The sequence below is a fragment of the Microbacterium sp. NPDC097977 genome, from assembly GCF_040302605.1.
Lineage (GTDB): Bacteria > Actinomycetota > Actinomycetes > Actinomycetales > Microbacteriaceae > Microbacterium.
The window spans coordinates 18,303-42,634 of record NZ_JBEOUR010000023.1; the positions used below are offsets into that span (position 1 = coordinate 18,303).

Sequence of the window (24,332 nt, forward strand, 5' to 3'; positions counted from 1 at the left end):
CCCGGGCGATCCGCCCGGGGCCTTCTTCGTGTCCGGACAGGAGCAGTCGTGCCCGGCCGGGATCAGTCGAAGAGGTGCGCGATGATGCTCGAGGTGTAGCCGTCCGGCGCGAGGTTGGAGTACCGCGTGTCGATCAGGATGTCGTCGCGCCAGAACAGCGTGCGTCCGTCGGTGACCGGATACTGTGCGTTCGGCCAGGTCTTCTCGCACCGCGTGCCGTCGTCGGGCGTGAAGCAGCTGAAGCCCTCGTTCGTGACGAGGGCGTTGAGCATGTCGAGCGCAGGGCCGCGGTTCATGCCTGACACGGTGGTCACCAGGTTGGTGGTGTCGGCGCCGGGGTCGCCCCAGATGCAGGTGAGGGTGCCGTCGTCTCCGACGCCCGAGGGGCCGAAGGCCGCGTCGTTGAGAGGGATGCCGTCGAGCTGGGCGAGCACGTCGTCAGAGAGGATGGCGCGGCAGTCGGTGGGAAGGGCGACCGGAGTGGAGGTCGGTGTCGGGGAGGCTGAGGGCGACGGGCTCGACGTGCCCTCCGGGTCTGCGCTCGCGGATGTACCGGGGGAGGCGCTCGCGCCACCGGAATCGGACCCGCCGCCGGGCGCACCGCAGCCGGCCAGTACAGCGGTGAGCAGGAGAGCCGCAGCGCCGGCGGCGAGTCGCGCGTTCATGCGCTCACCGTAGCGCGCGGTCGATGCCTCGCGGCGCAGGCGGACCGTGCCGACACGGAAGCTCGTGGCGCGGTAGTCTCGGCGGAATGAGTGATGAATCCTCCCGAGCATCCGGCGCCGTCGTGATCGGCGATGCGCTGATCGATGAGATCCGTGGCGACGGCGGCGTGCGAGAGCTGGTCGGCGGTGCTGCGCTGAACGTCGCGGTGGGGCTGCGTCGCCTCGGTGTTCCGACGACGCTCATCGCCATGGTCGGCGATGACGAGGCGGGTGCCCACATCCGCGAATACCTCGACGACCACGGCGTGACGCTGATCTCGAGCACCGCGCCGAACGGCTCGTCCCGGGCGATCGTCGAACGCGGTGCGGACGGCGAACCCGTGTACGTCTTCAACGAGGCGGCGCAGCGGCGCAGCATTCGCTACTCGGAGGAGGCCGTGCAGGCGATCGCGGATGCCGGCCTCGTCGCCGTCAGCTGCTTCCCCTTCGACGTCCCGGCTGAGGTCGACGCTCTCGTCGACGCCGTGGGCGATGCACGCCTGGCGATCGACCCCAACCCGCGAGCGGGGATGCTGAGCGATCGTGAGGAGTTCGTGCGCGGGTTCGAGCGCGTGGCCGCGGGGGCATCGATCGTCAAGGTCGGGGCCGACGACGCGGCCCTTCTCTACGACGGCGATCTCGACGCGCTGCGTGCCCGCCTGCGCGCTCTCGGCGTGCGCGCGGTCCTCGCGACCGCGGGGGCCGACGGCGCGACCCTTGAGGCGGACGGCGCGGTCGTCACCGCACCGATCTCCACGCTGCCCGGCCGAGTGGTCGACACGGTCGGAGCGGGCGATGCGACGTTGGCGGCGGTGGCTGCGGGCCTCGCGGACGGCACCCCCGTGGATGCCGAGGGATGGCGGCGGATCCTCGTGCGAGCGATGGATGTCGCAGCCGCCACGTGCCGAGCGGAGGGCGGTCTGCTGCGCACCCCGGAGTCGTTGGCCGATGCGGACAGGGGTGTCTTCGGCAGCTGACGGGCCGATTTCTCGCGCCCGCCTCCGGCAGGTATGATTATCTATCGTGCCCCCGGTTGGCTGTTCAAGTCGGACGGGTGTGCAATGGCGAGTTACCCAAGCGGCCAAAGGGATCTGACTGTAAATCAGACTGCTCAGCATTCGGGGGTTCGAATCCCTCACTCGCCACCACAGGATTTTCTCGGACATCGCGAACAGCTGAACCCCCGGCTTTTGGGGGTTCAGCCGTTTTCTCGTTGGTAGTTCTTTGTGGGGTCGAGGATGAATTCGGCGAGGACTTCGCCGGTGTTGAGGGTGATGATCGTGGCGTCAACGTTGTGGACGAGGCAGATGATCTCGGTGCGGGTGTGGGCTCGTCCGACTCCGATGTGGAAGAGTCGTCCGTGGTGGCGGAGGGTGATTTTGCCGTCGTTGTCGATGGTGTCGTAGCGGACGCGCCAGATGTCCGGGTCGTCGGGTCGTGTCGGGGTGGCTTTCGGGATGAGTTCGTAGGCGAACCTGGGGGTTTTGCATCCGAGGGCGCGGTGGAGTCGGGCGGTGTTGTAGTAGTCGCGGAACGCGTCGAGGGTGTGTTGCAGTTCGGTGATGCTGGCGGCGGGGTGGGCTCGGAGGTGGTTCTTCAGCGTCTGCCAGAACCGTTCGATCCTGCCTCGTGTGGTGGGTTTGAAGGGTTTGCCGTTCTTCTGGGTGATGCCCCGAACGGCGAGGAGTGTCTCGAACGCGTTGCCGGCTCCGTCGCCGCGCTCTCTGCCTCCGCGAGCGAGGCGGGTGGTGTAGACCACGCCGTTATCGGTGAGGGTCGCGGCGGGGATAACCATGCTCGTGGGCTGACGCGGTAAACGCGACAGTGACGGTGCGCCCGGTGACGCGCGGGTGGGCGCTGAGATGCAGCATATAACGGGAGTGATCGTCGATCCAGCCGATCACTTCGACGTCCGCGCCGGTGGTGAGGGACACGAGGGTGAAATCGGATTGCCAGAGCTCGTTGGGGCGGTCGGCGGCGAACCGGCGCCAGGACAAGCGGGGACGCTTCTGTGGTTGTCGGGTGACCTTGCCGGCTGCGGTCAGGATCAGCCAGATCGTTACCCGGGACAGGGAGATGTGTTCACGGGCCAGGTGCTCGCTGATCGTGTCCGCCCCGGCATCGACACCGAGGGCGATGAGTTCATCACGCAACACGAGGACTCGTTCGCGGATTCCGTCGGGCGTTCGAGTGGGTGACGAGCGGGGCCGCCGCGAGCGAGGCTCGTACGCGGCGTCACCCTCGACGAGCCAGCGGTGATGGAGCTTGTGGACCAGAGTCTTCGAGACTCCGTAACGGGCGGCGACTTCACCGTAGGAGAGGTGTTGCACGGTCACGGCTTTGATGAGGATCTCGTACTTGGCCACCGTTCACGATGTCCTGAGACATCCCCGCGCCACCAGGCCCGCCATTCACGATATCCCGAGACACCCGTTCACGATGTCCTGAAACCAGGCACCTCACTCGCCACCACCACTACCGTGAGGGTTCGTAGAACTTGAGACATCAGTTCAGGGAACTCCCAGGCCAAAGAGAAACGCTCCCCAATCGTGGGGACTTTTCTCTTTGACCGGTGGCTGACGTCGCGCACCTTCTCCTCGGTCTTCGTAGTGGTCGAAGACCATGTCCACCCGGCTGATTATGCTCGGTTCGGTGAGTGGCAGGCCGGCGAGGGTGGCGGGAAGCCACCCGGTCAGTGCGGCCTCGGCGAGGTCGTGCTGCGCAGTCGCGGGGTTTCCTTGTCATGGTCTTACTGGGTGCGCAACCTTCGTGTTCTATATGTGCCGCTCTCAGTCCCAGCGACTGAACCGACAGTTTCTGCGAACGCAAGACTGCCCACAGTCCGAAACAACAGGTTTTCTGTCCAGTTGGGTGCTGGAAATGTCCGTGAGTGCCCGTAGACTGTCCACCATGGAGCACTTCCCGATTGTTACATCCCTCGTTCGCGTCGCACTGGGAAACGACTCCGAGCGCCTCAACCACCAAGTTCAACGTCTTGTTGATGCGCTCGTCGCCGACGGCGACAGCACGCAGGCTGCGGCGCTGTCGAAGCTTCTGAATAGGCGCACCCGCAGTACGGAGCTTGCCCCCAGCCGGCTCACTCGGAGCGGCCAGGCCCCCACGCACATAGCTGGGCTGGAGCAACTGCACCCACAGACCGCTGTTCCCGTTGATAAGGACTCGTCTGCGCCGTTGGCGACCATCATCATGCCCGATGATGTCGTCACCACACTCCCGCTGTTCCCTGCGCCCGTACAGGACAACATCGATGCGCTCCTCATGGAGTGGATGAACGCGGACCGCATTCGGGAGGCGGGGTTGTCGCCGTCTCCGTCCCTGCTCGTGTATGGGGCACCCGGAACGGGGAAAACCACCCTGGCTTTGTGGCTTGCCCAGCAGCTTGGACGCCCCGTTGTCCTCGCACGCCTGGACGGCCTCATCAGCTCCTTCCTCGGCACTACCGCACGCAACCTCGGTGCCCTTTTCGCATTTGCGAACCGCTACGACTGTGTCCTCGTCCTCGACGAGTTCGACGCTATAGCCAAGGTCCGAGACGACCCCAACGAAGTGGGAGAGATCAAACGGGTCGTGAACGCTCTCCTGCAGAACTTGGACGTACGCGTCGGGCGCGGTGTCACCGTTGCGCTTACCAACCATGAGGCGCTCCTCGACCCAGCGATCTGGCGCCGCTTCGAAGTGCAACTCGCGGTGCCCAAGCCCGCCTTCGCGCAGCGCGTGCAGATAGCGCTTCGGTCGCTGGACGCCGGCGAGGACAACGCTCGTGCCGAAGCGCTTCTGCTGGCCTGGGTTGCCGATGGCCTGTCCGGCGCGGAGCTGCGAACCCTGGCAACGAAGTACCGGAAGCGCCGCCTATTCGTTGACGCTGCTGCTGTCCCGCCGGCCGCCACCATCGCTCAGGTTGCCGATTCCACCTCTGTCCATATCGGAGAAGACGTCCTCAGCATCCTCCGACTTGAGCCATCGCGACAATTGAAGCCTTTGCATGCTGCAGGGTTCAGCCATGCCGATCTCGCCTACCTGTTTGATATCAGCACCAAGACCGTTCAGCGTCGCGTGACGGAGGAGTAGACGCATGCCCAACGCACCCGTACAGCTCGTACTCAACAACGATCAGCTCCGCGGTGACCGCAAGCGCGGACGCCCGGGAGACAACGGCACAGACTTCTTCGCGGGTGACAACAAGGGCTTTGCCGCACACCGGGACGCCTTGACCGCCGCTACGGCAGCTATCCGGGAATCTCTCGCCCAGTCGGAGTTCAACGGGTTCGGGCATGTGCGAGTCACCATGAGTCGGGACGCCATCGCCAAGACTCATCGCCCGCAGACCAAGCTATTCCGAGAGCGGTGGACTCCACAGGTGGGAACAGAGGGGATCGGGGAACCGATCTTCGCTGTCACTCCCGCAGCGCTGGACAAGGTGATCGCGGCAATGGAAGCTGCCGAGACAGATGTCGCGAAAAAGACGGACATCGAGACCGGAAAATCGACGTCCGCCCCGACCCGAAACCGGTGCGAAGTATCTGCCATCGCGTCCGTCTCGCTCTGGACGGAAGCGGACCGTCGAGAGTTCAGTGCGGTGGAAGCCGTCTCCTGGTTGCAAAGAGCGGGTGTGGGAAGCGGGTACATTGTCACCTGCTTCCCTGTCGCGTCGGCCGACGACATTCCAAGTGTGGTCGCCGGTGCGAGTGAAGCCTTCAGTGCGTTGGAAGCCGCCGTTCACCGTGACGGCCTGGTCGTGCAATCCCTTACCCGGGATCGTCGGCTGGGGGGCATGCTCGCGTTGAACGTCGCATCCGGTCAGACTGCGCTCGAACTTCGCGCACCCACACGGCTCTCCGTGCCCGAGACCCATGAAGCAATTCTTCGAGAGCTGGGCACAAACCCTCTCGTGCGGTCCATCGCGCTACCTCCCATCGTGTCCGCCGAACGCGGGTCAAGCGCGATGCTCAATGAACGTGCGCCGGGCCACTTCTTCGAACTTGGAGAGGAGGAGCCGCAGGCGAAAGTTGGTGTGATCGATGGAGGCGTAGGCCCGCACCTGAACGACTGGGTGGGCGCGCGTTGGGGGCAGCTGAAAGGCGATGACCGGGACACAGATCACGGGACCTTCATCTCCGGTCTTCTCATCGCGGAGAAGCGGATGAACCCTGCCTTTCCTGGCGAGCAGCGTCACGGCTGCGTCATCTACGACATCGACGTCCTCCCCGCCGACCCAGGCGGCACAGGACAAGCGTTCAGCGGGTACTATCCCGGCGGGTTCACGGAGTTCTTCGACGAGATCGAACACGCTGTCGAAGAGTATCGCCGCGAACACGGCGTGCGGGTGTTCAACCTGAGTATCAACGTCCTCGCGCCCCGCACGTCTCAGACATACGGGTGGACGGCGGAGCGGTTGGACGAGATCGCCGTCAAGCATGATGTCATCTTTGTGATCTCTGCGGGAAACCTTGGCCCAGGGGACACGCGACCTGAATGGCACACGACACCGGAGACGACGCTGGCCGCTCTCACCGCTGACACCGTCGGCTTCCTCGCAGAGCCCGGGGAGAGCCTGCGGAACGTCTCGGTCAGCGCCGTGAACCCACCAAAGATGGCCGGGCAAGTTCCGCTCGCCCTCGCTCGTTACAGCCGTCGCGGTCCCGGTCTGCGCGGGGCAACAAAGCCAGACTTCGCTCACATCGGAGGATCAGGCACACCGCTCGCCGACGGACACCAGGGGATCCTGTCCGTCAACGGCGACGGGATGATGGTGACAGGGGCTGGCACCAGTTACGCCGCGCCGCTCGTCGCCCGCCGTCTCGCCGACCTGGAAGCACTCATCGATGGGAACGTTAGCCGGGAAGTGTTGCTGGCATTGATGGTCCATTTCGCGAACACGCCAACCCTGTACTCGCACACGACGCTTCGGCCAGCGGCCCAGAACCTCATCGGCTTCGGAATGCCGGTCACTGCGGAGCGTATGCTTCAGCGCGATGACTCCGAGATCACCCTGGTCGTGAGCAGTGTCATTCGACCGAAGGAAGACAACTGGTTCGAGTTCCGTTGGCCGGACGCGCTCGTCGACGAGGGCAAGTGCCGTGGACATGCGCGCGTGACGCTGGTGGCGCGCCCACCCATCGCATATCAACACGGGGACGAGCGGGTGCGGGCGAACATCGATGCGCACCTGAAGCAGCGGGGGACTAACGGCAAGTTCGGCACCCGCCTCAAGCGCGTGAACGCTCTGCCAAAGCCGGACAAAGTCCAGAAGACCGAACGCGACCTTCTCGCGGAGTCCATGAAATGGCAGCTCGTGAAATCGTTCGAGACAGCGAAGATGACCGGAAGCGGGCCGTCCGCTGACTGGCGTTTCCAGGTGGATTATCTCGAACGCGCGGACGAGAACCTGCCTTCGGAGGGGATTCCTTACGCGGCGGTGCTCACCATCGCGGATCCCACAGGTCAGGCGCCAGTCTTCACGCAGATGCGTCAGAACCTCAACGCGGCGAACGTCCAGACTGGCGACCTGCGCACGAGTATCCGCGCCCGCGCGACGGCATAACGGGCCGCTAGGCGGTTCCCCCGGTTGTGCGCTTGAGTCGTGCATCCAAGTGGGCTGGGCGGAGGTTGTGTCCCTCGAGCAGGCGGTCGATTTCTTTCGCATCATGCCACCCGGTCGCGGCGAGACCCTCGCTGAAGGCGCGCACGTCGTGAATGAGCTGGCCGAGCACCTGCCCGTCGACGATGCGCATGCCGGTCGGCGCCGTGGCGTCTTTATAGAGCTTGCGCGAGTGGTGGACCATCACGGGTGTCGCGACATCCGTGGGGGAGTAATGCTTATCGAACCAGAGCTTTGACTGGGCGAGCTGGCCAGCGTCGCGTTTCGCGATGAACTCGCTGGTCGCGCCGCTCTTGTCTTCGATCACCCAGAACATCCCGGTGTCGAGCATCCATAGGTTGTCCGGACCGGCGCCGAGTTCCCGCTCTGGGCGCTGCGAATTGAACCCGAGGAACTTGCCGAGTTCGAACACAGCTTCTTCGAACTCCTCGGTCGCATCCGGGTCGAACGTGAGTGAGTCAAGGATGCTCTCCACGCCGACTCGCATGGTTGCCGGTGTGCCGTATTTCGCGGTCAAGCGACTCGCAATCGTGTTCGCCTGCGCGCCGGCGTACGAGAGAGGCGTGTACGTGATGCCTGCCATGGGCTTGAGGACGTAGAAGTTTTTCTTACGGGCCTCGGCAAGAAGTTGTTGGGCGCGGGTTGGGTCAATGTGGTCGACGTATGCCGCTGCTTGCTCCAGGAGGGCGCCCGCGCGGCGTTCGTCGGTTGCGGAGGTGGCCGCCTCGCACAGGATCGCGCACGCGGCAGCGAGGTCTCCGTGGGTGGCCGTATCGAAGGCTTCCCGTTCAGCGACTGTGGCCGCGTCCACTCGGGCGGGTTCCGGGGTGAGCTTGCGTAGAGCGGATTTTGCGAACCGGACCCAGCCTGGCTCCCGAGTGAGAGCGTCGTTGGCGGTTGCGAGGATCTTTTCCAGCGGGGTGTCGTCGAGACGTTTCGCGACCTGACGGGATGCTGCCAACTGCGCTCGAGTTGCCGGGCTGAAACGCGAGACCGTCTGGGGATCAATCGTCAACCGGGCGAGACGCCGCCCGAGCAAGAAGACCACGCAATGATCCTCGTTGCTTCGCACGCCGCGGCCCATGCCCTGCTCAAGGCGCTGAACCTGTCGGTCATCGATGGACGCAATTGAGGTGCTCATCAACGCGTTCAGGCGTTCATCCCCGCTGAAAGCCTGAGGGAGTCCGTCGAGAACTAGGACACGGCATGCGTCCTGGGGGAGGTCGATCCCGTCGTACTTGTTGGCGACAACTACCAACCCGACCTGGGATTTGCGCATCTTGGGGATGAAAGCTCCAAGGTCCGATGCAGTGAGCTTGTGAGCACTGTCCGGCCATGCGGCCATCGCCTTGTTGCTGGGTACGATCACGAGCGTGTTGTGCGTGCGCGACAGATCTACGACCGCGTCGCGGATGCTTTGAGCGCTGATTGAATCGTTGATCTCCTGCGGGGCGAGGATCATTCGCTCGCCGATGTCCCCGGCGGAAATAGGGTGAATTGGAGAGTTCACCAGAGTGGCATCCGCCCCGAACTCTGATACGAGTACGCTGTCGTCGGCGAGGGTGGCGGTGAGGAAGACCCGGTGTTTCGCTTCGGCGAAGCTCACCACACGCCGTACAGGCGGACAGGGTGGGGTGATCGTGACTCCTGACCGGGTAAACACCACGCGACACAGCGCCAGAACGTCGCGGATCGCGTCGTAGGAGAAGTCCGTCGGGTTGTCCGGTGCGTATGCACGCAGTGCTGCGCGCAAGTCGGACAGCCGGTTGCGGACAGCCCAGAAGGGGACGCGGGCGAATGCGCTGCCCCGATCATCTTTGATGTCCAGCAAGATGTCCGCCGATTGGGCGTCAAGATCTGCCTCGAAGAGTGCCAGCAGCGTCGAATAGGTCGCATTCGTTCGTGCGATGGTGACGGAGAACTGGGATCGGACGGTCGCCAGAGCGGCGTGCGCGTCATCGATGACGACTACGCCGATGGGGACACGGTGTCCCGGATCCCGCGATTCCGAGAAGATCGAGTGGCCGTTGAAGAGCTTCGCTGCGTTCACTACGGCGATGGCCTCCCCGGCGCGATACTCGCTCGATTCCGGGTCGGCGGTTACCGCGATTCCGAGGTTGGCGGCCTCAGCAATCACCTGGGAGGCGAGGTACTTGTCGGGAGCCACGTAAAGAGCAGGGGCAACACCGTCGTTCAGGTAGCTCTGCAAGATAACGAGCCCGTCGATGGTCTTACCGCCCCCGGTGTTCACCTTGAGGACGATGTCTCGGTTGCCCCGCTGCTTGTCCCACGCGGTGAGCACCTGCGCTTGAACATCGCGAAGGTATCCGTACCCTGGGACCTTCGATGGCAGTTGCTCGTAGAGCTCCCGGGGCTCGGTTTCCTTGCCTGCTTCGGCCTCACGCATTAGTGCGTCGTAGTCCACAACCGCTTCCCTCCCGACCCGCGCCGTACCGATGGTGCGCCGAATCCTTCATCGTTTCAGTCTGGGATCCGGGCAACTTGGCGGCCGTGCCGACTCCGTATGGGCCAATGTACCGGGATATCTGTGGTTGGCGGTACGTAGGGGCGGGTGTCATGCAACGCGCATCGAGGCCGAGCACCAAACGCCTAATAGAAGGATTCTGAATGAACGCCCCAGTCGTCACCGTTCTTGTCCTAGTCGCTCGCGAGTACCGGGGAGGCCCCGCCCGTGAAACTCGAGATCAGCGAAACCACTTCATCTCGCGATGCCGTTCGTGCTCACCGTCTCCGCCCACCGGGTACCGGCTCCTCCAACAGAGTCCGTAGCAGTCCCGAGAACTGGACAAGCTCACACACGGTGCGGTGTCAAGGGACAGGCTGGATCGCATTCGCGTGCCGTCCAGGCGTGGCTCGTCTTACATGCTGATCCTCAGACGAGCCAGGTGCGCAAGGCTGTCGCGCGCGTCTCGCCGGCCACTACGCCGGGAGTTCCAGATGGCGACCACGGGTCAACACCGCTGTCTCTCATGCTCTCAAGATTGCCATGGCTTCGCCGCGCGACCTGTACCACGTATGAACGTCCTCGCTCGTTGACTTGGCCAGAGCACGAGCGTGCGCCAAGCTGCCCCAGCGATACAGTCGAAGGCGGAGGAAGCATGCTGCAATGGAATACGCTCGGCGAGGAGAAGTTCAACCGAGCCGCTGAACACCTCATTATCAAGACAGTTGAGGCGGACAACCCAGGCCTCATTGCAGAGGCCGTGGATGGACGCGGGGGCGACGGGGGGATCGACATTGATGTTCGAGTGAAGAAGACCGGTCAGCTCATCAGCATCTACCAGTTAAAGTACTTCCCCGGCGGTTTTTCCGGGGGGCATGGCAAGGCTCGCCGTCCTCAGGTTTCGAAGTCCTACCTCTCGGCGCTGGAGCACGAGCCCGTGAACTGGTACCTCGTCATCCCCGAGAACTACACGCCTGGTGAGAGGAAGTTCGTAACAAAGCTGCGGAATGGCGCATTGGTTCCGAACGTACGCCGCATCGGCAAGACTGAGCTCGACGCGATGCTGATGAGATTTCCGGTCATCGAGGATTACATCAATAGGGACGCCGCCGTCTCGGCCCTGGCCGTCGTTGGTCGAGAAGAGACCATCCTTGCTAAGCCGGGCGACTCGTTTCGCGCTCTCGAGCGCATCAAAGAAAGAGCGGATGCTCGTAGCCCATACTGGGGCAGTGAGATCGGCTGGTTGAACGGAGCCATGTACGAACGTATCGTGGCGAAGCGGCCCGATGCGGGGGACCGCGAGCCGCTGAACATCACTGTCGAAACTGATTTCACAGGTGCCGAAGAGTTGGGTGCGCAGTATCAGCGAGCTATCGACTACGGCTTAATGGAGCCACTTCGTATTCCGCGGGAGGTAATCACTCGTGTCGAGCGTCACGGCCCGGAGTGGTTCGCTGGGGTGCTCGATGTTCACCACATAGACCTCCCAGCGACGGCGGGCGAACTTACAGTCCCCGTTCGATTGAAGCTGAAGTCTCCGGATGGTCGCCTTCTCGCGCAGCCGACGGCTCTCGAAGCGCGTGCAACGTCGGGGTCGAAGGGATTCCTTCTTACCTTGACTGTTGTGCGCGGCGTCACGTTTGAATTCTCCTTCGTCAAGGAGGATAGTCACGGCGGAGACGTCGACTTCCAGGCAAACCTCGAAGGACTCACAGGCGTCGAAGCGCGAGCCGCATACAAATTCCTTAGCGCGCTCGCGAAGGCTACATCGATGACGCTCGAGATTCGAGACATCCCGCCGCTGGACATGGAGTTCTCCTCGAACGGCACCGCGCCTAGGCCGCAAATTTTGGAGTTGGCAGAGGACCTCGCCGCCATCGAGGACGAGCTCGGCGTGCGCTTCTCATTTCCAGCGAGGCTGCCGGGTGCCGTCGAGCGCATCATGATCCGCGCCCTCCGCCGGGTGCTGGAAGGCGAAGTCAGTTACCTTCCGGGTGCTCAGCACGTGGGCGCTCGGCTCTTTGGCCCGTTGGCGATTCGTCCCGAGATGCTCACAGATTCTGGGATCAATTTCGGACTTGAGGTCGATGACTGGGAGTGGAACGTTCTCGGTCAAACCATCATTCTGGGAGACACGACAATCGCCATCTTTGATAGCCATGCCGAGGGCGGCGCTGAGCATCTAGCCGCCTTCAACGCTGACCCTGGAACGGCGCGGGATGTCGTTTTCCAACCAAACCATCCGCTTGGAGGAGTCGTCGTTTACTCGCGCGAACGCCGCGACATGAATACCGCCATCGAACCAGTCGCCTGGGGCCTCTCTGGTTTCAAGGAGCACCCGCGCATAGCGGAGTAGAACCTCTTCAATCTCAGCGTAGGGGGAGGGCTATATGCTTTCGCAGCTTCCCCAGTGAACGCCGGAACCGCTCGTTGAGTCTCTTGCTCTCGACGACGCCAGCGTTCATTGGCCGCACCCCTGACTCCAGTACGTGAGCCGATCCGAACCTACGTCAGCAATCCGAAGGATGCGGGCCATCGCTGCGACCTCGGTATGTCGACGGTGCTCGCAGCGATGAGTAGACGCCAGCGAAGCGGTCGAAGAGTCAGCAAACGGAAGCATCCGGCTGGAGTGGGCCCAGAGGACTAACTCGACGGAGCTGGAGGATTGCTCGAACCATCGAATCTGAGACCAGTTGGAATTTCGCGGGTGGACGAGAATCACGAACACTCCACCACCGGCTCAGCCGCACCAGATCGACGAAAAGCGCCTCACTCGTCTTTGGACAGGTGAGGCGCTTTGTCGCGTGCGTGGCTGTGTAGTGGGTATTCACTCACGAGCCCCTGACCGCGGTGGGCGAACATGTGGTGCACGACGATCGCCACAAGGGAGACTCGACGGAGGAGGTATCCCGTGGTGTTTCGTGAAACCCTCATCGGTCCGCGGTGGCTGGCAGTCGCAGGAGTATCGACGCTGGTGTTCCTGGCCGTCATCACCGCGATCTCGGCGCCGGTCGTGGTTGGTAACGCAGAGGAGATCGGCGGGTGGGTCATCGGGCTCCTCGTCGCCGGGATCATCCTGATCCTCGGGGCCGGACTCATCGGCCTCGACAGGCGGATCAGGGTCTCGGTGAGCGCAACGCACATCGATGCGTATCTCTCCCTGTTCCGCGTCGTGCACATCCCCGTTTCGGACGTCGAGAAGATCGAGGTCGCCGACGTGAGCCCGTCGCAGGTCGGTGGTCGAGGATGGCGTCTCGTCGGCTCCGATCGATTCGTGCTGTGGTCCTCCGGCCCGGCCGTGTGGCTGACGCTGGCCGGTGGGCGCTCGCGAGGATCATCCGCACAGACCGCCCTGAGGAACTCCGGCACGCGCTCCAGAGCGTCGCGCAGACGACAACGGGCTGACCTCTCGTCGGCCCACACGGATGCCGCTGCATCGCCCTGCACGCATCAGATCGTCGAGCACGCCGCGACCAGCCGGGCTACAGTCTGAAGCGAGTCATCCAGAAGAGAGGCATGCCGATGAGTGATCACGCGAGGCTCGCGCAGCTGGAGGCGGAGCACGGCGACCTCGTACTGCGCCGGTTCGATCGCCGGGACGCGTGGTATCTCGGGCGCGCGATCGCGGAGAGAGCTCTGACCGACGGCCTGCCCGTCGCCGTCGACGTGCGCACGTCATCCGGCATCCTCTTCCACGCCTCCCTGCCCGGTGCGACCGGCGACAACGACGTCTGGGCCACGAAGAAGGCCGCGACGGCCTTGCGGTTCGAGGCCAGCACGGCGCTGCTCGAGGCGCGCATCGAGAACGGCGCACGCGACATGTACGAGCTCGGGTGGCTGGATCCTGCGACCTACGCGGTCGCGGGCGGCGCGGTTCCCCTCCGCGTCGACGGAGTGGGGGTGGTCGCTGTCGCCACGGTGTCGGGTCTTCCTTCCGCCGATGACCACGATCTGGTGGTGGCCGGCATCCGGGGCCTCGGGCTGCTCATCGGTTGACCGCAGAAAGCCCCGGCACGCGGGAGGGCGTCCGGGGCTTTCGTCTCATCCCTGAGGCGGGACGAGTGCGTCAGTAGTCGGGATGCAGGCGCAGGCGCGACGCGATCTGCGCCGCCTGCTCGGCCGGCGTGAGTGCGATGTCGATCGTGATCGATCTCTCGTCGTCGCCCAGCGCCTCCAGCGTCGCGAACTGCGAATCGAGAAGCGTCGCGGGCATGAAATGTCCCTGGCGGCGCAGCATCCGCTCGAGGATCAGCTCGCGGTCGCCGGCGAAGTGCACGAAGGTGACGTTGTCGCGCCGGAGGATGTCGCGATAGCTGCGCTTGAGAGCGGAGCAGGTCACGATGCCGGGCTCGCCGGCCGCGATGCGCTCGTCGATCCACTCGGCGATGCGATCGAGCCACGGCCACCGATCGTCGTCGTTGAGCGCGTGGCCGGCCGCCATCTTGGCGACGTTGGCCTCGGGGTGCAGGTCGTCCCCCTCTTCGAAGGCCCAGCCGAGGCGGCCGGCGAGCATCGCGGCGACCGTGGACTTGCCGGTGCTGGCGACGCCCATGAAGACGAGGACGGGTGCGTTGACGGTCATCATGGCGCGCTCAGACGAAGATGCTCAGGACGAGGACGCCGGCGAGGCCGGTGACCGAGATGAGGCACTCGAGCACCGTCCACGATTTGAGCGTCTGCGGGATGCTGAGGCCGAAGTACTCCTTGATCAGCCAGAAGCCCGCATCGTTGACGTGGGAGAGGAACACCGAGCCCGAGCCGATCGCGAGCACGAGCAGCGCGACCATCGGGGAGTCGAGCGTCTCGGTGAGCGGCTGCAGGATGCCGGCCGCCGTGATGGTGGCGACGGTCGCGGAGCCGGTGGCGATGCGGATGACCACGGCGACGAGCCACGCGAGCACGAGCACCGAGACCGAGGATCCCGAGACGAACTGGGCGATCACGTTGCCGATGCCCGTGTCGACGAGCACCTGCTTGAACCCGCCACCTGCGCCGACGATGAGAAGGATGCCGGCGATCGGGCCCAGCGACGAACCGACGATGTCGTTGATCTTCGCGCGGTCGAAGCCGGCTCCACGGCCGAGGATGAAGAAGCCGGCGAGCACCGCGATCAGCAGGGCGATGACGGGGGTGCCGAGGAAGTCGAGCGCGATCTTCCATGGTGCGTCGGACCCCGCGGCCGAGATGTCGGCGACGGCCTTCGCGAGCATGAGGAACACGGGCAGCAGGATGCTGAACAGAGTCGCGCCGAACGACGGGCGGCGACGCTGCGTCTCGCCCTCGTCCTCTTCGGTGACGAAGAGCTCGGGCACGGGCACGTCGACCCAGCGAGCGGCGAAGCGGGCGAACAGCGGGCCGGAGATGATGACGGCCGGGATCGCCACGATCACGCCGAACGCGAGCGTCAGGCCGAGGTTGGCGCCGAGCGCGTCGATGGCCGCTAGCGGTCCGGGGTGCGGGGGCACGAGCCCGTGCATGGCCGAGAGGCCCGCGAGCGTCGGGATGGCGATGCGCATGAGCGACTGGCCGGAGCGGCGGGCGACCAGGATGATCACCGGCACGAGCAGCACGAGGCCGACCTCGAAGAACATCGGCAGGCCGATCACCGCGCCGATGAGGCCCATGACCCAGGGGAGCGAGCGGGCGCTCGCACGGCTGACGAGCGTATCGACGATGCGGTCCGCTCCGCCGGAGTCGGCGAGCAGCTTTCCGTAGATCGCTCCGAGCGCGATCAGGATGCCGACGCCGCCCATCGTCGTGCCGAAGCCCGCCGAGAAACTGGTGACCGAGGCGGCGATGTCCATTCCGGCGATCGCGCCGGTGGCGAGCGCGCCGATGGTGAGTGAGAGGAACGGATGCAGCTTCACCCAGGTGATCAGGACGATGATGATCGCGATGCCGATGACGGCGGCCGTGATCAGCTGCCCTGCGGGCCGATCCAGAGTCGGGGTGTCGGTGGCCGCCGTCGCGAGCGCGTGGGCCACCGGTGTGATGAGTGCCATGAGCTTCCTTGATCCGGGCGTGGTCTACGTCCTTATGTCGTACATAATAAGCACGCATACCACGTAATGCGCAACATATCAGCCACAATGCATCCACACGACGCACGTGAAGGGGTGTCCGGTGCATACTCGAGGTATGAGCGCCCCCGGCCCCGCCAGTCCCGTGCATGACGCACTCGTCTCGGAGCTCGGTCGCGCCATCGTCGATGGCCGACACCCGCCGGGCTCCCGCATGCTCACGGTGGAGCTGGCGCAGGAACGAGGAGTGTCGCGCTCGGCGGCACGGGAGGCCGTCCGCGTCCTCGAGTCCTTCGGGCTGGTCTGGGTACGGCGGAAGTCCGGCGTCGAGGTGCGCCCCCGCGCTCAGTGGAACGTCTACGCCCCCGAGGTCATCGCGTGGCGCCTCGCGGGTCCCGGCCGCGATGAGCAGCTCCGGGAGCTGAGCCAGCTGCGTTCCGTGATCGAACCGCTCGCGGCCCGACTCGCCGCGGAGACGGCGAGCTCCGAGCAGAAGGTCGAGCTGGTCTCGCACGTCGTGGCTATGGCCCAGGAGGATCACGACGCCGACCACGAGCGCTATCTGTCGGCGGATGTCCGCTTTCACCGGCTCCTGCTCGAATCGTCCGGGAACAGCATGCTCGCAGCGCTCGGCGGAACCGTCGAGGCCGTGCTGCGGGGGAGGACCGCGCACGACCTGATGCCGCACGTGGCCAACCGGAACGCCGTGCAGTGGCATCGCGACGTCGCATTCGCCGTGGCGAGCGGAGATGCGGATGCCGCCGCTGCGGCCATGCTCGACATCGTCTCCGAGGCCGACGACGCGATGCAGCAGGCCGCGGGATAGCGGCGCGGAGCCCCGGCCGCGCGGAGTTCCTAGACTGGACGGATGCGAGCGCTCACCGAGACCGACGTCCGTGCCGCCTTCGTCAACGCCGATGACGACGAGCTGCGGGTCATGGAGATGCCTCTCGATTTCGTTCTGATCGACTGGGACTACCTCGACTTCTTCGCCTGGCGCGATCCGAGTGCCGGACGCCGCGGGTACCTGCTGACGCAGCACGACGGGGTGGTCTCCGGCATCGTCCTGCGTGTGTCCGACCCCGCCAGGGCCCGCTCCGGCATGTGCGACATCTGCCACACGATGCAGCCCGGCAATCAGGTGTCGCTGTTCTCGGCGCGCCGAGCAGGCGAGGCGGGAGCGCGCGGCGACTCGATCGGCACCTACATCTGCGCCGACCTCTCCTGCCACGAGAACGTGCGGCTCGCGCATCCGCTGGCGCCCAATGAGATCCGAGCGGCAGGACAGGTGGACTTCCGCCTGGACGGAACGCGACGACGCATGGAGGCCTTCGCCGAGCGCGTGCGGGAGCAGCGCTGATCACGATTACCCTGGGGGCATACGTCCTGCGCTCGAAGGAGAAGCCATGAACGATGCCATCCTGTTCTCGGTCGACGAAGGGATGGCTCGGCTCACCCTGAACCGTCCGTCACGCTTGAACGCCTTCAACTCCGACCTGGCCCACGCGTGGCGCGACGCCACCACGGAGGCCACCACACGGAGCGACGTCAAGGCGATCCTCATCGACGCGACCGGTCCCGCCTTCTGCGCGGGCGGCGATGTCATCGAGATGGCGACGAGCATGGGGTCCGGGGCCGAGATCACGGCCCTCGCCGAGGTCATCAACACCGGCATCCGCGCCCTCACCGAGTCCGCTGTGCCGGTCGTCGCTGCTGCACACGGCACCACGGCGGGTGGTGGCCTCGGCATCCTACTCAGCAGCGACTACGCGGTCGTGGGTGCGCGATCGCGCCTCGGCAGCCTGTATGCGAACATCGGCCTCACCCCCGACCTCTCCGTCTCGGCCCAGCTGGCCAGGGCGGTGGGGCAGCGGCGTGCTCTGCAGCTCGTGCTCCAGGACCGCCTGCTGACGGCGGAGGAGGCGGTGGAGTGGGGGCTGGTCGCCGAGCTCGTCGAGGGCGACGATGCAGCGCAGGAGGCGGCGAAGGTGCGTGCGCGCGCCGAGGAGGTCGCACGATTCTGGCTTGCGGGCGCCGCCGGCGCCTACGGCCAGGCGAAGCGTCTGGTGCGTTCGCAGCCCGAGCGCTCGTTCGTCGAGCAGCTGAGCGAGGAGGCGCGGTCCATCGGTGCCTCGATGGGCACCGCCGACGCGCAGGCCCGGATCACGGCCTTCGCCGCCGCCTCCGCGCGCAGAGACACCTGACCTGCACCGTCGGCCCGCTCCGGGACTGCGTGCACGGATCGCGTCGCCGACTCCGGTACAGCGCCGACGCGTGCAAGGATGAACGCACCCCCGCTCTACGAGAGGAACGCGATGTCGCAACCGGAGATCGCCCAGCAGCCCCCGGCGCTGGTCGAGAAGAAGAACATGTCCCTCCTCATCCGTGGAGCGATCTGGATCGCCATCGGTGCACTGATCGCCGCAGCGCTCGTGTGCGTCGTGTGGGTGCTGATCGGGGACCAGGACGGTCTGATCGGACGTGCGTTCCTCACGATCCTCCTGCTCGCGGCGTTCGCCGGCATCGCGATCCTCGAAGCCGGACTCGCCCCGAACCGCCCGGACTGGCTCGCGCTGTCGAGCATGGTGACCTGGATCGTCGCGCTGCTCGTCGGCGCCGTCAAGATCTGGCTGCCCGAAGACGATCAGTACTTCACCGGTGCCGAGCGGTTCTTCCAGCTCCTGCTCGTGATCGGTATCCTGCAGCTCGCTCTGCTGCACGTGCGGCTTTTCACCCCTGCGGCGCAGCGCCACGTGACGACGTTCACGCGCATCATCTACATCGCGACGATCGTGTTCCTCGGCGGCCTGGTGGGTCTGCTGATCTTCTTCCTCACCTTCCCGCACACGTTCGACTACGGCGAGCTGTACTGGCGCATCGTCGTCGCACTGACGATCCTCGCCGCCGTGGGCACCACGCTCATCCCGCTCCTGAATGCCCTGTTCGCACCGCGTCGGCCCGCGAGCGCTGCGATCGTCCACGCGCAGGGCGGTGCTCCCGCGTGGCCGACCTACGCCGACGGGCGCACCCCGCTGCCTGCCCTTCCCGACGGTTCTCCGGACTGGAACGCCTACTACACCGGTCACCCGTCTGTCGCCTCCCCGCAGCACGCACAGCCGCAGCAGTCGTTGCCTGCGCCGCCCGCGCCGCAGGCGTTCCCGACCGTGCCCTTCCCGACCGCCCCGGACCCGTACGCCCAGGGGCCCGCGGCCCCGCCGGTCCCGCAGGCCCCCTCGGCCTACCCGCCGGCCCCCGATGCCCCCTCGGCCTACCCGCCGGCCCCGCCGCGTCCCCCGCAGTGAGCATCGAGACGGAGCTCGTCGCTCTGGCGGCGGACGTCGCCCGTGAAGCCGGCGACCTCGCTCGTCGGCGGCGGGCAGAAGGCGTGCACCTGGCAGCCACCAAGTCGACGCTCGCCGACATCGTGACCGACGCCGACCGTGAGGTCGAGGCGCTCATCCGTGCACGGCTGCAGACAGCCCGCCCCGACGACGGATTCCTCGGTGAGGAGTCCGATGCCGACGAGGGCAGCAGCGGCATCACCTGGGTCGTCGACCCGATCGACGGCACGGTCAACTACGCCTACGGCATCCCCTCCTACGCGGTGAGTATCGCCGCGGTCCGCGGCGCGGCCGTCGTGGGGGAGTGGGAGGCGCTCGCCGCCGCGATCCATGCGCCGGCATCCGGTGAGATGTTCACGGCCGCGCGTGGCAGCGGAGCGTGGCTGGGCGAGCAGCGGCTCGCGGTCACGACCGAGACGCCGGCCGGCGCGCTGCTCGCCACCGGATTCGGCTACGACCCCACGACGCATGACGGCGACCTCGCCACGGTGCGACGCGTCATGACCATGGCCAGGGACCTGCGTCGCGCCGGCGCGGCGTCGCTCGATCTCGCGTTCGTGGCCGCCGGCCGCTTGGACGGATACTTCGAGCGGGGCCTCAAACCCTGGGATCATGCGGCCGGGGCGCTCCTCGTCGCCGAGGCCGGAGGGCACGTCTCGATCGACGGCGGCGGGTCGCCTCGACCGATGCTCGTCGCCGGCGGAATCGCAGTGCACGACCGCATCCGGGAACTCCTCGAGGACGAAAAGTGAACGATTCATGGCATTCTCAGGTGGACCAGGCTAGGGTTTATCCGATCGTTACTTTCATCGGCCCGAATCGATGACTGTCCAAAGCGCCCCCGAGCTTGACGTCTGACCGAGAGAATCTGCTTTGCCCTTCGAGAATTCCCAGGCTGCCTCTGTGCCCACACGGCGCTCCAGCCGCACCCGCACCACGGCCGTCGAGGCCCCCGCGGCCGGAGTACCGGATGTCGCATCCGAGGCTGCTCCCGTCGCTCCTCAGAACCCTTCGTCGCGTCGCGCTGCCCGCGAACGCCTGAACACCGCCGAGGTCATCGTCGCGGCGGCCGCCGTCGCTGCAGCGACAGCGGCGGCCGAGTCGGCTGAGATCGTCGAGATCCCCGACACCGACGATGTCCTCGAGCACGCGGTCGACGCCCCGGAAGCGCCGGTCCCGGCCGCCGAGGCCGAGGCGAGTGACGCCGACGGATCCGACGAGAGCGACCCGTCGCCGTCGCTGTCGTCGTCGTCGGAGGAAGAAGACGCCTTCGAAAGCGCGGCCCGCGCGTTCCGCTCTGTGGCCTCCGGCAGCATCCCGATGCCCGCCGCGGCAGCGGACCGTAACGACGATGAGGCCGAGCCCACCGTGCACGTCGCGCGCCGTCGCCCGCAGGCACGCAAGTTCCTGGCCGTCGGCGCCACCGTCGGCGTGATGAGCCTCGCCGGACTCCTCGCCGTCGGCATGACCCTCCCGGCCGAGGCCGTCGCCGCGGTGCAGGGATCCCCGACCCTGGCAGCGACCTCCCTCGTGGCCGCCTCCGGGGCGCAGAAGGCCGGCGCCGCCGATGACGAGATCCAGGCGTTCGTCACCTCGTCCGACGTGCAGAACGAGTCGCTCACGCGCTCCGACAGCTTCTCGACGGTGTCGCTGATCCAGGTGGCGTCTGAAGAGGGCATCAACTACTCCAACGAGGTCTTCACCAACGACCCCGAGGCAGCCATCCAGTGGCCGTTCAAGGTGGGCGTGGGCATGAGCTCGGGCTACGGAATGCGCTGGGGTCGTCTGCACGAGGGCATCGACTTCGTCCCCGGAGAGGGCGCCCCCATCCAGGCGGTGGCCGACGGTGTCGTCCGTATCGCCACCGAGCAGGGCGGCGCCTACGGTGTGACCGTCTACATCGACCACGTGATCGACGGACAGATCGTCACGAGCCACTACTCGCACATGCAGTACGGCTCGCTCCAGGTCAAGGCCGGCCAGACCGTGAAGGTCGGCGACATCGTCGGCCACACCGGAAACACCGGTCGTTCGTACGGTGCGCACCTGCATTTCGAGATCATCATCAACGGCAGCACCATCGACCCGCTGCCGTGGTTGCGCGAGAATGCGGGCCGGTACTCGTACTGACCCACCTCGATTTCATGAGGACGCCACTGTGATGGTATTCTCGTGTGGTTGCCCCGCGAGGGGCAGCACGCCCCGATAGCTCAGTGGCAGAGCACTTCCATGGTAAGGAAGGGGTCGTCAGTTCAATCCTGACTCGGGGCTCACGGTGTTCGTATCTGCGATGCGGATGCGGTGCGGCAGGGTAGCTCAGCTGGTCAGAGCGCACGACTCATAATCGTGAGGTCGCGGGTTCAAGCCCCGCTCCTGCTACATCAGACAAACCCCCGGTTCGCCGGGGGTTTTCGCGTATCCGGGGAAGAACCGCCGTCGCGCCATCCTCAGATCGCCCCTGTCAAGGGGGATGCCGCGGCGCCGCCGTCGCGGAGAGACTGGCACTCCCATTCCGCAGCAGCAGATCGGAGCGATCATGTCAGACCCGCAGGCAGCACCCGACGACGACGCAGGGATCGACGCGATCGGAGTCGACGCCGACTTCGTGACCACCGACCGTGATCCGGAGCCGGACTCCGTGACCCCCGGCGAGGAGCAGCGCGCGGTCGGAGACGACGACGAGGTCGACGTCTCCGACCTCCCCTGAGCGCCGGGAGCCCGTTCCCCTCGAGGTGCGGGCTCCTCCCGCCGGCAGCCCGTGTTCTCGAGCCGCCGGAGAGACGATCCGCACTTCTTTGTGACGAATCGTCCCCGGGATCCGTCCTAGTAGTGTCGCTGAACTGCGAACCGCCCCTCCGGCGGGAACACTGACTACGAAGGAGCGCATCATGGCGAACGTCACGAACGGAACCCAGGCCAAGGCACAGGCCGGCACCACGACGAACGAGGCCGCGTCCACGGGCGAGACCATCATCGAGAACAACGTCGTCGCGAAGATCGCCGGAATCGCGGCGCGAGAGGTCAACGGTGTGTACGCCCTCGGCGGCGGAGCGGCACGTGCGGTCGGCGCCATCCGCGACGCTCTCAACTCCACCGACCTCACGCAGGGAGTCCGCGTCGAGGTGGGCGAGACCCAGGTCGCCGTGGACATCACCATCGTCGCCGAGTACCCCGCAGCGCTGCACACCGTCGCCGACGACGTCCGGGCCGCGGTCGCCCGTGCGATGTCCGACTACGTCGGCAAGCAGGCCGTCGAGATCAACGTGACGATCAACGACGTGCACATCCCGTCGGACGACGAGGACGATGTCCCCGCCGAGCCCGACATGCGTGTGCTCTGAGTCGCAGGGCAGCGGACGGATGAGAGGGTTCGGACGCGGAGACCGCGCGATCGGGGGGACGGGGGTCCCATCCGATCGCGGGTCCGCTCCGAATCTCTCACAGGGGTCACACGAGGGGGTCACCAGATGGTCGGGGAACGATTTCGATCTGCGCTGGAAGAAGCGGACGACCGGCTCGTCGCCAGCCGGGCGATGGACGGCGACGTCGCCGCGTTCGCAGTGCTCGTGCGCAGGTACACCCCGATGATGCGCGCATACACACAACGAATGCTGAACGCCTCGGCAGATGTCGACGACATCGTGCAGGAGGCGTTCGTGACCGCCTGGCAGCGTTTCTCGGAACTCGACGATCCGTCCAAGGTCAAGAGCTGGCTGATGCGCATCGTGAGCCGCAAGGCCGTCGACCGCATCCGCGCGCTGCGTCCCACGGTCGACGTCGATGATGTCGAGCAGTCCGCTCCCGCGCAGACCTCGCCCGACCGCGTCGCCGAGGCGCGAGCCGGGGTCGCGGCGTTGGGAGCGGCTCTGCAGGAGCTTCCGGCCGCGCAGCGCGAATGCTGGGTGCTGCGCGAGATGGGCGGCTACTCCTACGACGAGATCGCGACCGAGCTCGACATCTCGGTGTCGACGGCACGTGGCCTCCTCGCTCGAGCTCGTAAATCCATGATCGTGCGAATGGAGGCATGGCGATGACCGACGAACACGAACACGACACTCCCGAGGTCCACGACACTCCCGAGGCCCAGGAGGTTCCCGAGGTCCAGGACGCTCCCGTGGTCCAGGACGCTCCCGAGGTTCCCGAGGTCCAGGGCGCTCCTGACGTCGAGGTGCGCGAACTCGGCTTGGATCCGAGCGATCTCGACGGGCACACCCTCGAAGAGCTGACGGACTACCTCGAGGCCGGGCGCGAGCCCACTGACCCCTCCATCGAAGGATCCCCGGGGTGCCAGCTGGCTCTCGACGCTCTCGAGCAGCTCCGCGGACTCGGCGGCGAGCTCATCGCTGCCGACACCGCGGCGATGCCCGAGGTCGACGACAGCTGGGTGGACCGGATCCTCAGCGGCATCGCGCTCGACGCGCGTGCCGGACGCCGTATCCCGTTCGCCGATCCCGACCCTGCGTCCGACTTCGGGATCACCGAGGGCGCGGTCCGTGGCCTGATCAGATCGGCGGAGAACTCGGTCCCCGGCATCCTCGTCGGTCATTCCGAGCTGGAGGGCGACGTCACCACTCCCGGTGCGCGGATCCGGATCTCGATCGAGGTCAACGCGTTCTACGGCGAGTCGATCCCGCTGGCGGTCGAGCGGCTTCGCGAAGAGGTGGCAGAGCGGGTGCAGACCCACACGGATCTCACGGTGACCGCGATCGACGTCACGGTGCGTGACGTCCAGAGGGTGAGTCGTTCGACGGAGGACAGATCATGACGACGATGGTGCATGACGGGCTCGCCGAGCGGGTTCAGGCGGCCGTGCTGGGCACTCCCGGCGTGCGGAACGTCTACCGGGCGGGCTCGCTCGTCTCGAACCTGGTGGGCACCGGCGCTGCGGCGCTGGGTGTGACCGCAGCGAACGAGCCTCTCGTCGCAGTGATGGGCGGCGAGGGCGGCGTGCGCGTCGAATCCTCCCTCGGGATCGAGTACACGGCGAACGCGATCGAGACATTGCGTGCGGTCCGGGCGGCCGTGGCCGATCTGCTCGCCGCCGACGGTCTCGCCGTCACGGCGATCGTGCTCACCGTCGCCTACGTGCATCCGCGCGAGTCCTCTCGTCTTCCGGAGACCGTCGCGCTCGTGTGAATGCGACGAAGGCGCCGACCCCTCAGGGGTCGGCGCTCTGGTCACCCC

General features: G+C 66.0%; 23 protein-coding genes and 3 tRNA genes. 20 read left to right on the top strand and 6 right to left on the bottom strand.

The genetic code is table 11. The annotated features are described in order from the left end of the window. Nucleotides 1–62: 62 nt before the first annotated feature. Nucleotides 63–665 carry a hypothetical protein gene (locus ABTZ43_RS07505; RefSeq protein WP_350538366.1) on the bottom strand — a complete coding sequence of 201 codons (603 nt, stop codon included), beginning with the start codon at nucleotides 663–665 and terminating at the stop codon, nucleotides 63–65. An 86-nt stretch (nucleotides 666–751) separates the two neighbouring features. Here ABTZ43_RS07505 and ABTZ43_RS07510 point away from each other — a divergent pair, with 86 nt between their 5' ends. Continuing rightward, nucleotides 752–1,681 (top strand): PfkB family carbohydrate kinase, encoded by a 930-nt coding sequence (locus tag ABTZ43_RS07510; protein ID WP_350538367.1) that lies wholly within the window; start codon nucleotides 752–754, stop codon nucleotides 1,679–1,681. A gap of 86 nt (nucleotides 1,682–1,767) precedes the next feature. Continuing rightward, nucleotides 1,768–1,852: transfer RNA gene (locus tag ABTZ43_RS07515), tRNA-Tyr, on the top strand. A gap of 50 nt (nucleotides 1,853–1,902) precedes the next feature. On the opposite strand, the gene ABTZ43_RS07520 is transcribed toward ABTZ43_RS07515, so the two are convergent. Together ABTZ43_RS07520 and ABTZ43_RS07525 are read right to left on the bottom strand one after the other, a co-directional pair. Further along, nucleotides 1,903–2,463 (bottom strand): integrase core domain-containing protein, encoded by a 561-nt coding sequence (locus tag ABTZ43_RS07520; protein ID WP_350538368.1) that lies wholly within the window; start codon nucleotides 2,461–2,463, stop codon nucleotides 1,903–1,905. Between the two features lie 4 nt (nucleotides 2,464–2,467). After that, on the bottom strand, nucleotides 2,468–3,070 hold the full coding sequence (locus ABTZ43_RS07525; RefSeq protein WP_350538369.1) for a helix-turn-helix domain-containing protein: 603 nt from the start codon (nucleotides 3,068–3,070) through the stop codon (nucleotides 2,468–2,470). A gap of 544 nt (nucleotides 3,071–3,614) precedes the next feature. On the opposite strand from ABTZ43_RS07525, the gene ABTZ43_RS07530 reads away from it, so the two are divergent. Together ABTZ43_RS07530 and ABTZ43_RS07535 are read left to right on the top strand one after the other, a co-directional pair. Further along, on the top strand, nucleotides 3,615–4,793 hold the full coding sequence (locus ABTZ43_RS07530; RefSeq protein WP_350538370.1) for an AAA family ATPase: 1,179 nt from the start codon (nucleotides 3,615–3,617) through the stop codon (nucleotides 4,791–4,793). Between the two features lie 4 nt (nucleotides 4,794–4,797). Further along, on the top strand, nucleotides 4,798–7,266 hold the full coding sequence (locus ABTZ43_RS07535) for a S8 family peptidase (protein WP_350538371.1): 2,469 nt from the start codon (nucleotides 4,798–4,800) through the stop codon (nucleotides 7,264–7,266). Nucleotides 7,267–7,273: 7 nt separating this feature from the next. Here ABTZ43_RS07535 and ABTZ43_RS07540 read toward each other — a convergent pair whose 3' ends face one another. Further along, complete coding sequence (locus ABTZ43_RS07540) at nucleotides 7,274–9,748, bottom strand: helicase C-terminal domain-containing protein (RefSeq protein WP_350538372.1); 2,475 nt, start codon at nucleotides 9,746–9,748, stop codon at nucleotides 7,274–7,276. 694 nt (nucleotides 9,749–10,442) lie between these two features. Between ABTZ43_RS07540 and ABTZ43_RS07545 the strand changes: the two genes are divergently transcribed. From ABTZ43_RS07545 to ABTZ43_RS07555, 3 genes are all read left to right on the top strand, one after another. Continuing rightward, nucleotides 10,443–12,143, top strand: coding sequence for a hypothetical protein (locus tag ABTZ43_RS07545; protein WP_350538373.1), 1,701 nt, complete (start codon nucleotides 10,443–10,445; stop codon nucleotides 12,141–12,143). Nucleotides 12,144–12,698: 555 nt separating this feature from the next. Further along, nucleotides 12,699–13,280 (top strand): hypothetical protein, encoded by a 582-nt coding sequence (locus ABTZ43_RS07550; protein ID WP_350538374.1) that lies wholly within the window; start codon nucleotides 12,699–12,701, stop codon nucleotides 13,278–13,280. A gap of 29 nt (nucleotides 13,281–13,309) precedes the next feature. After that, a complete protein-coding gene (locus ABTZ43_RS07555) occupies nucleotides 13,310–13,783 on the top strand; it encodes a heme-binding protein (RefSeq protein ID WP_350538376.1) in 474 nt (157 codons plus the stop codon). 70 nt (nucleotides 13,784–13,853) lie between these two features. Here the strand turns inward: ABTZ43_RS07555 and ABTZ43_RS07560 are convergent, their stop codons facing one another. Continuing rightward, nucleotides 13,854–14,369 carry a gluconokinase gene (locus ABTZ43_RS07560; RefSeq protein ID WP_502885346.1) on the bottom strand — a complete coding sequence of 172 codons (516 nt, stop codon included), beginning with the start codon at nucleotides 14,367–14,369 and terminating at the stop codon, nucleotides 13,854–13,856. 10 nt (nucleotides 14,370–14,379) lie between these two features. Next, entirely contained in the window at nucleotides 14,380–15,789 is a 1,410-nt protein-coding gene (locus tag ABTZ43_RS07565; RefSeq protein WP_149423682.1) for a GntP family permease, read from the bottom strand. Between the two features lie 136 nt (nucleotides 15,790–15,925). Here ABTZ43_RS07565 and ABTZ43_RS07570 point away from each other — a divergent pair, with 136 nt between their 5' ends. The 13 genes from ABTZ43_RS07570 to ABTZ43_RS07630 all read left to right on the top strand — a co-directional run bounded on the left by ABTZ43_RS07570 (nucleotide 15,926) and on the right by ABTZ43_RS07630 (nucleotide 24,284). Continuing rightward, on the top strand, nucleotides 15,926–16,633 hold the full coding sequence (locus tag ABTZ43_RS07570; RefSeq protein WP_149423681.1) for a FadR/GntR family transcriptional regulator: 708 nt from the start codon (nucleotides 15,926–15,928) through the stop codon (nucleotides 16,631–16,633). A 42-nt stretch (nucleotides 16,634–16,675) separates the two neighbouring features. Next, the gene (locus tag ABTZ43_RS07575) at nucleotides 16,676–17,167 is read left to right on the top strand and encodes an FBP domain-containing protein (RefSeq protein WP_056412328.1); all 492 of its coding nucleotides are present in this window, start codon (nucleotides 16,676–16,678) and stop codon (nucleotides 17,165–17,167) included. A gap of 46 nt (nucleotides 17,168–17,213) precedes the next feature. Continuing rightward, nucleotides 17,214–18,011, top strand: coding sequence for an enoyl-CoA hydratase/isomerase family protein (locus ABTZ43_RS07580; protein ID WP_350538378.1), 798 nt, complete (start codon nucleotides 17,214–17,216; stop codon nucleotides 18,009–18,011). A gap of 111 nt (nucleotides 18,012–18,122) precedes the next feature. After that, entirely contained in the window at nucleotides 18,123–19,109 is a 987-nt protein-coding gene (locus ABTZ43_RS07585; protein WP_056412323.1) for a hypothetical protein, read from the top strand. Further along, nucleotides 19,106–19,900: an inositol monophosphatase family protein gene (locus ABTZ43_RS07590; RefSeq protein ID WP_350538379.1), complete on the top strand. Its 795-nt coding sequence runs from the start codon at nucleotides 19,106–19,108 to the stop codon at nucleotides 19,898–19,900. The genes ABTZ43_RS07585 and ABTZ43_RS07590 overlap by 4 nt, the downstream gene beginning before the upstream one ends. A 151-nt stretch (nucleotides 19,901–20,051) precedes the next feature. Further along, nucleotides 20,052–21,278 (top strand): M23 family metallopeptidase, encoded by a 1,227-nt coding sequence (locus tag ABTZ43_RS07595; RefSeq protein WP_350538380.1) that lies wholly within the window; start codon nucleotides 20,052–20,054, stop codon nucleotides 21,276–21,278. A gap of 69 nt (nucleotides 21,279–21,347) precedes the next feature. Then, a tRNA-Thr gene (locus ABTZ43_RS07600) sits at nucleotides 21,348–21,419 on the top strand. Nucleotides 21,420–21,453: 34 nt separating this feature from the next. Then, nucleotides 21,454–21,527: transfer RNA gene (locus ABTZ43_RS07605), tRNA-Met, on the top strand. A 157-nt stretch (nucleotides 21,528–21,684) separates the two neighbouring features. Next, the gene (locus ABTZ43_RS07610) at nucleotides 21,685–21,855 is read left to right on the top strand and encodes a hypothetical protein (protein ID WP_350538381.1); all 171 of its coding nucleotides are present in this window, start codon (nucleotides 21,685–21,687) and stop codon (nucleotides 21,853–21,855) included. 181 nt (nucleotides 21,856–22,036) lie between these two features. Next, nucleotides 22,037–22,489 (top strand): Asp23/Gls24 family envelope stress response protein, encoded by a 453-nt coding sequence (locus ABTZ43_RS07615; protein WP_149423675.1) that lies wholly within the window; start codon nucleotides 22,037–22,039, stop codon nucleotides 22,487–22,489. 192 nt (nucleotides 22,490–22,681) lie between these two features. Further along, nucleotides 22,682–23,182, top strand: coding sequence for an RNA polymerase sigma factor (locus ABTZ43_RS07620; RefSeq protein ID WP_502885347.1), 501 nt, complete (start codon nucleotides 22,682–22,684; stop codon nucleotides 23,180–23,182). Continuing rightward, nucleotides 23,179–23,913, top strand: coding sequence for an Asp23/Gls24 family envelope stress response protein (locus ABTZ43_RS07625; RefSeq protein WP_350538382.1), 735 nt, complete (start codon nucleotides 23,179–23,181; stop codon nucleotides 23,911–23,913). Before ABTZ43_RS07620 ends, ABTZ43_RS07625 begins: the two co-directional genes overlap by 4 nt. Next, nucleotides 23,910–24,284, top strand: a complete 375-nt coding sequence (locus ABTZ43_RS07630) for a hypothetical protein (protein ID WP_350538383.1) — start codon at nucleotides 23,910–23,912, stop codon at nucleotides 24,282–24,284. Before ABTZ43_RS07625 ends, ABTZ43_RS07630 begins: the two co-directional genes overlap by 4 nt. The last annotated feature ends 48 nt before the right edge of the window (nucleotides 24,285–24,332 follow it).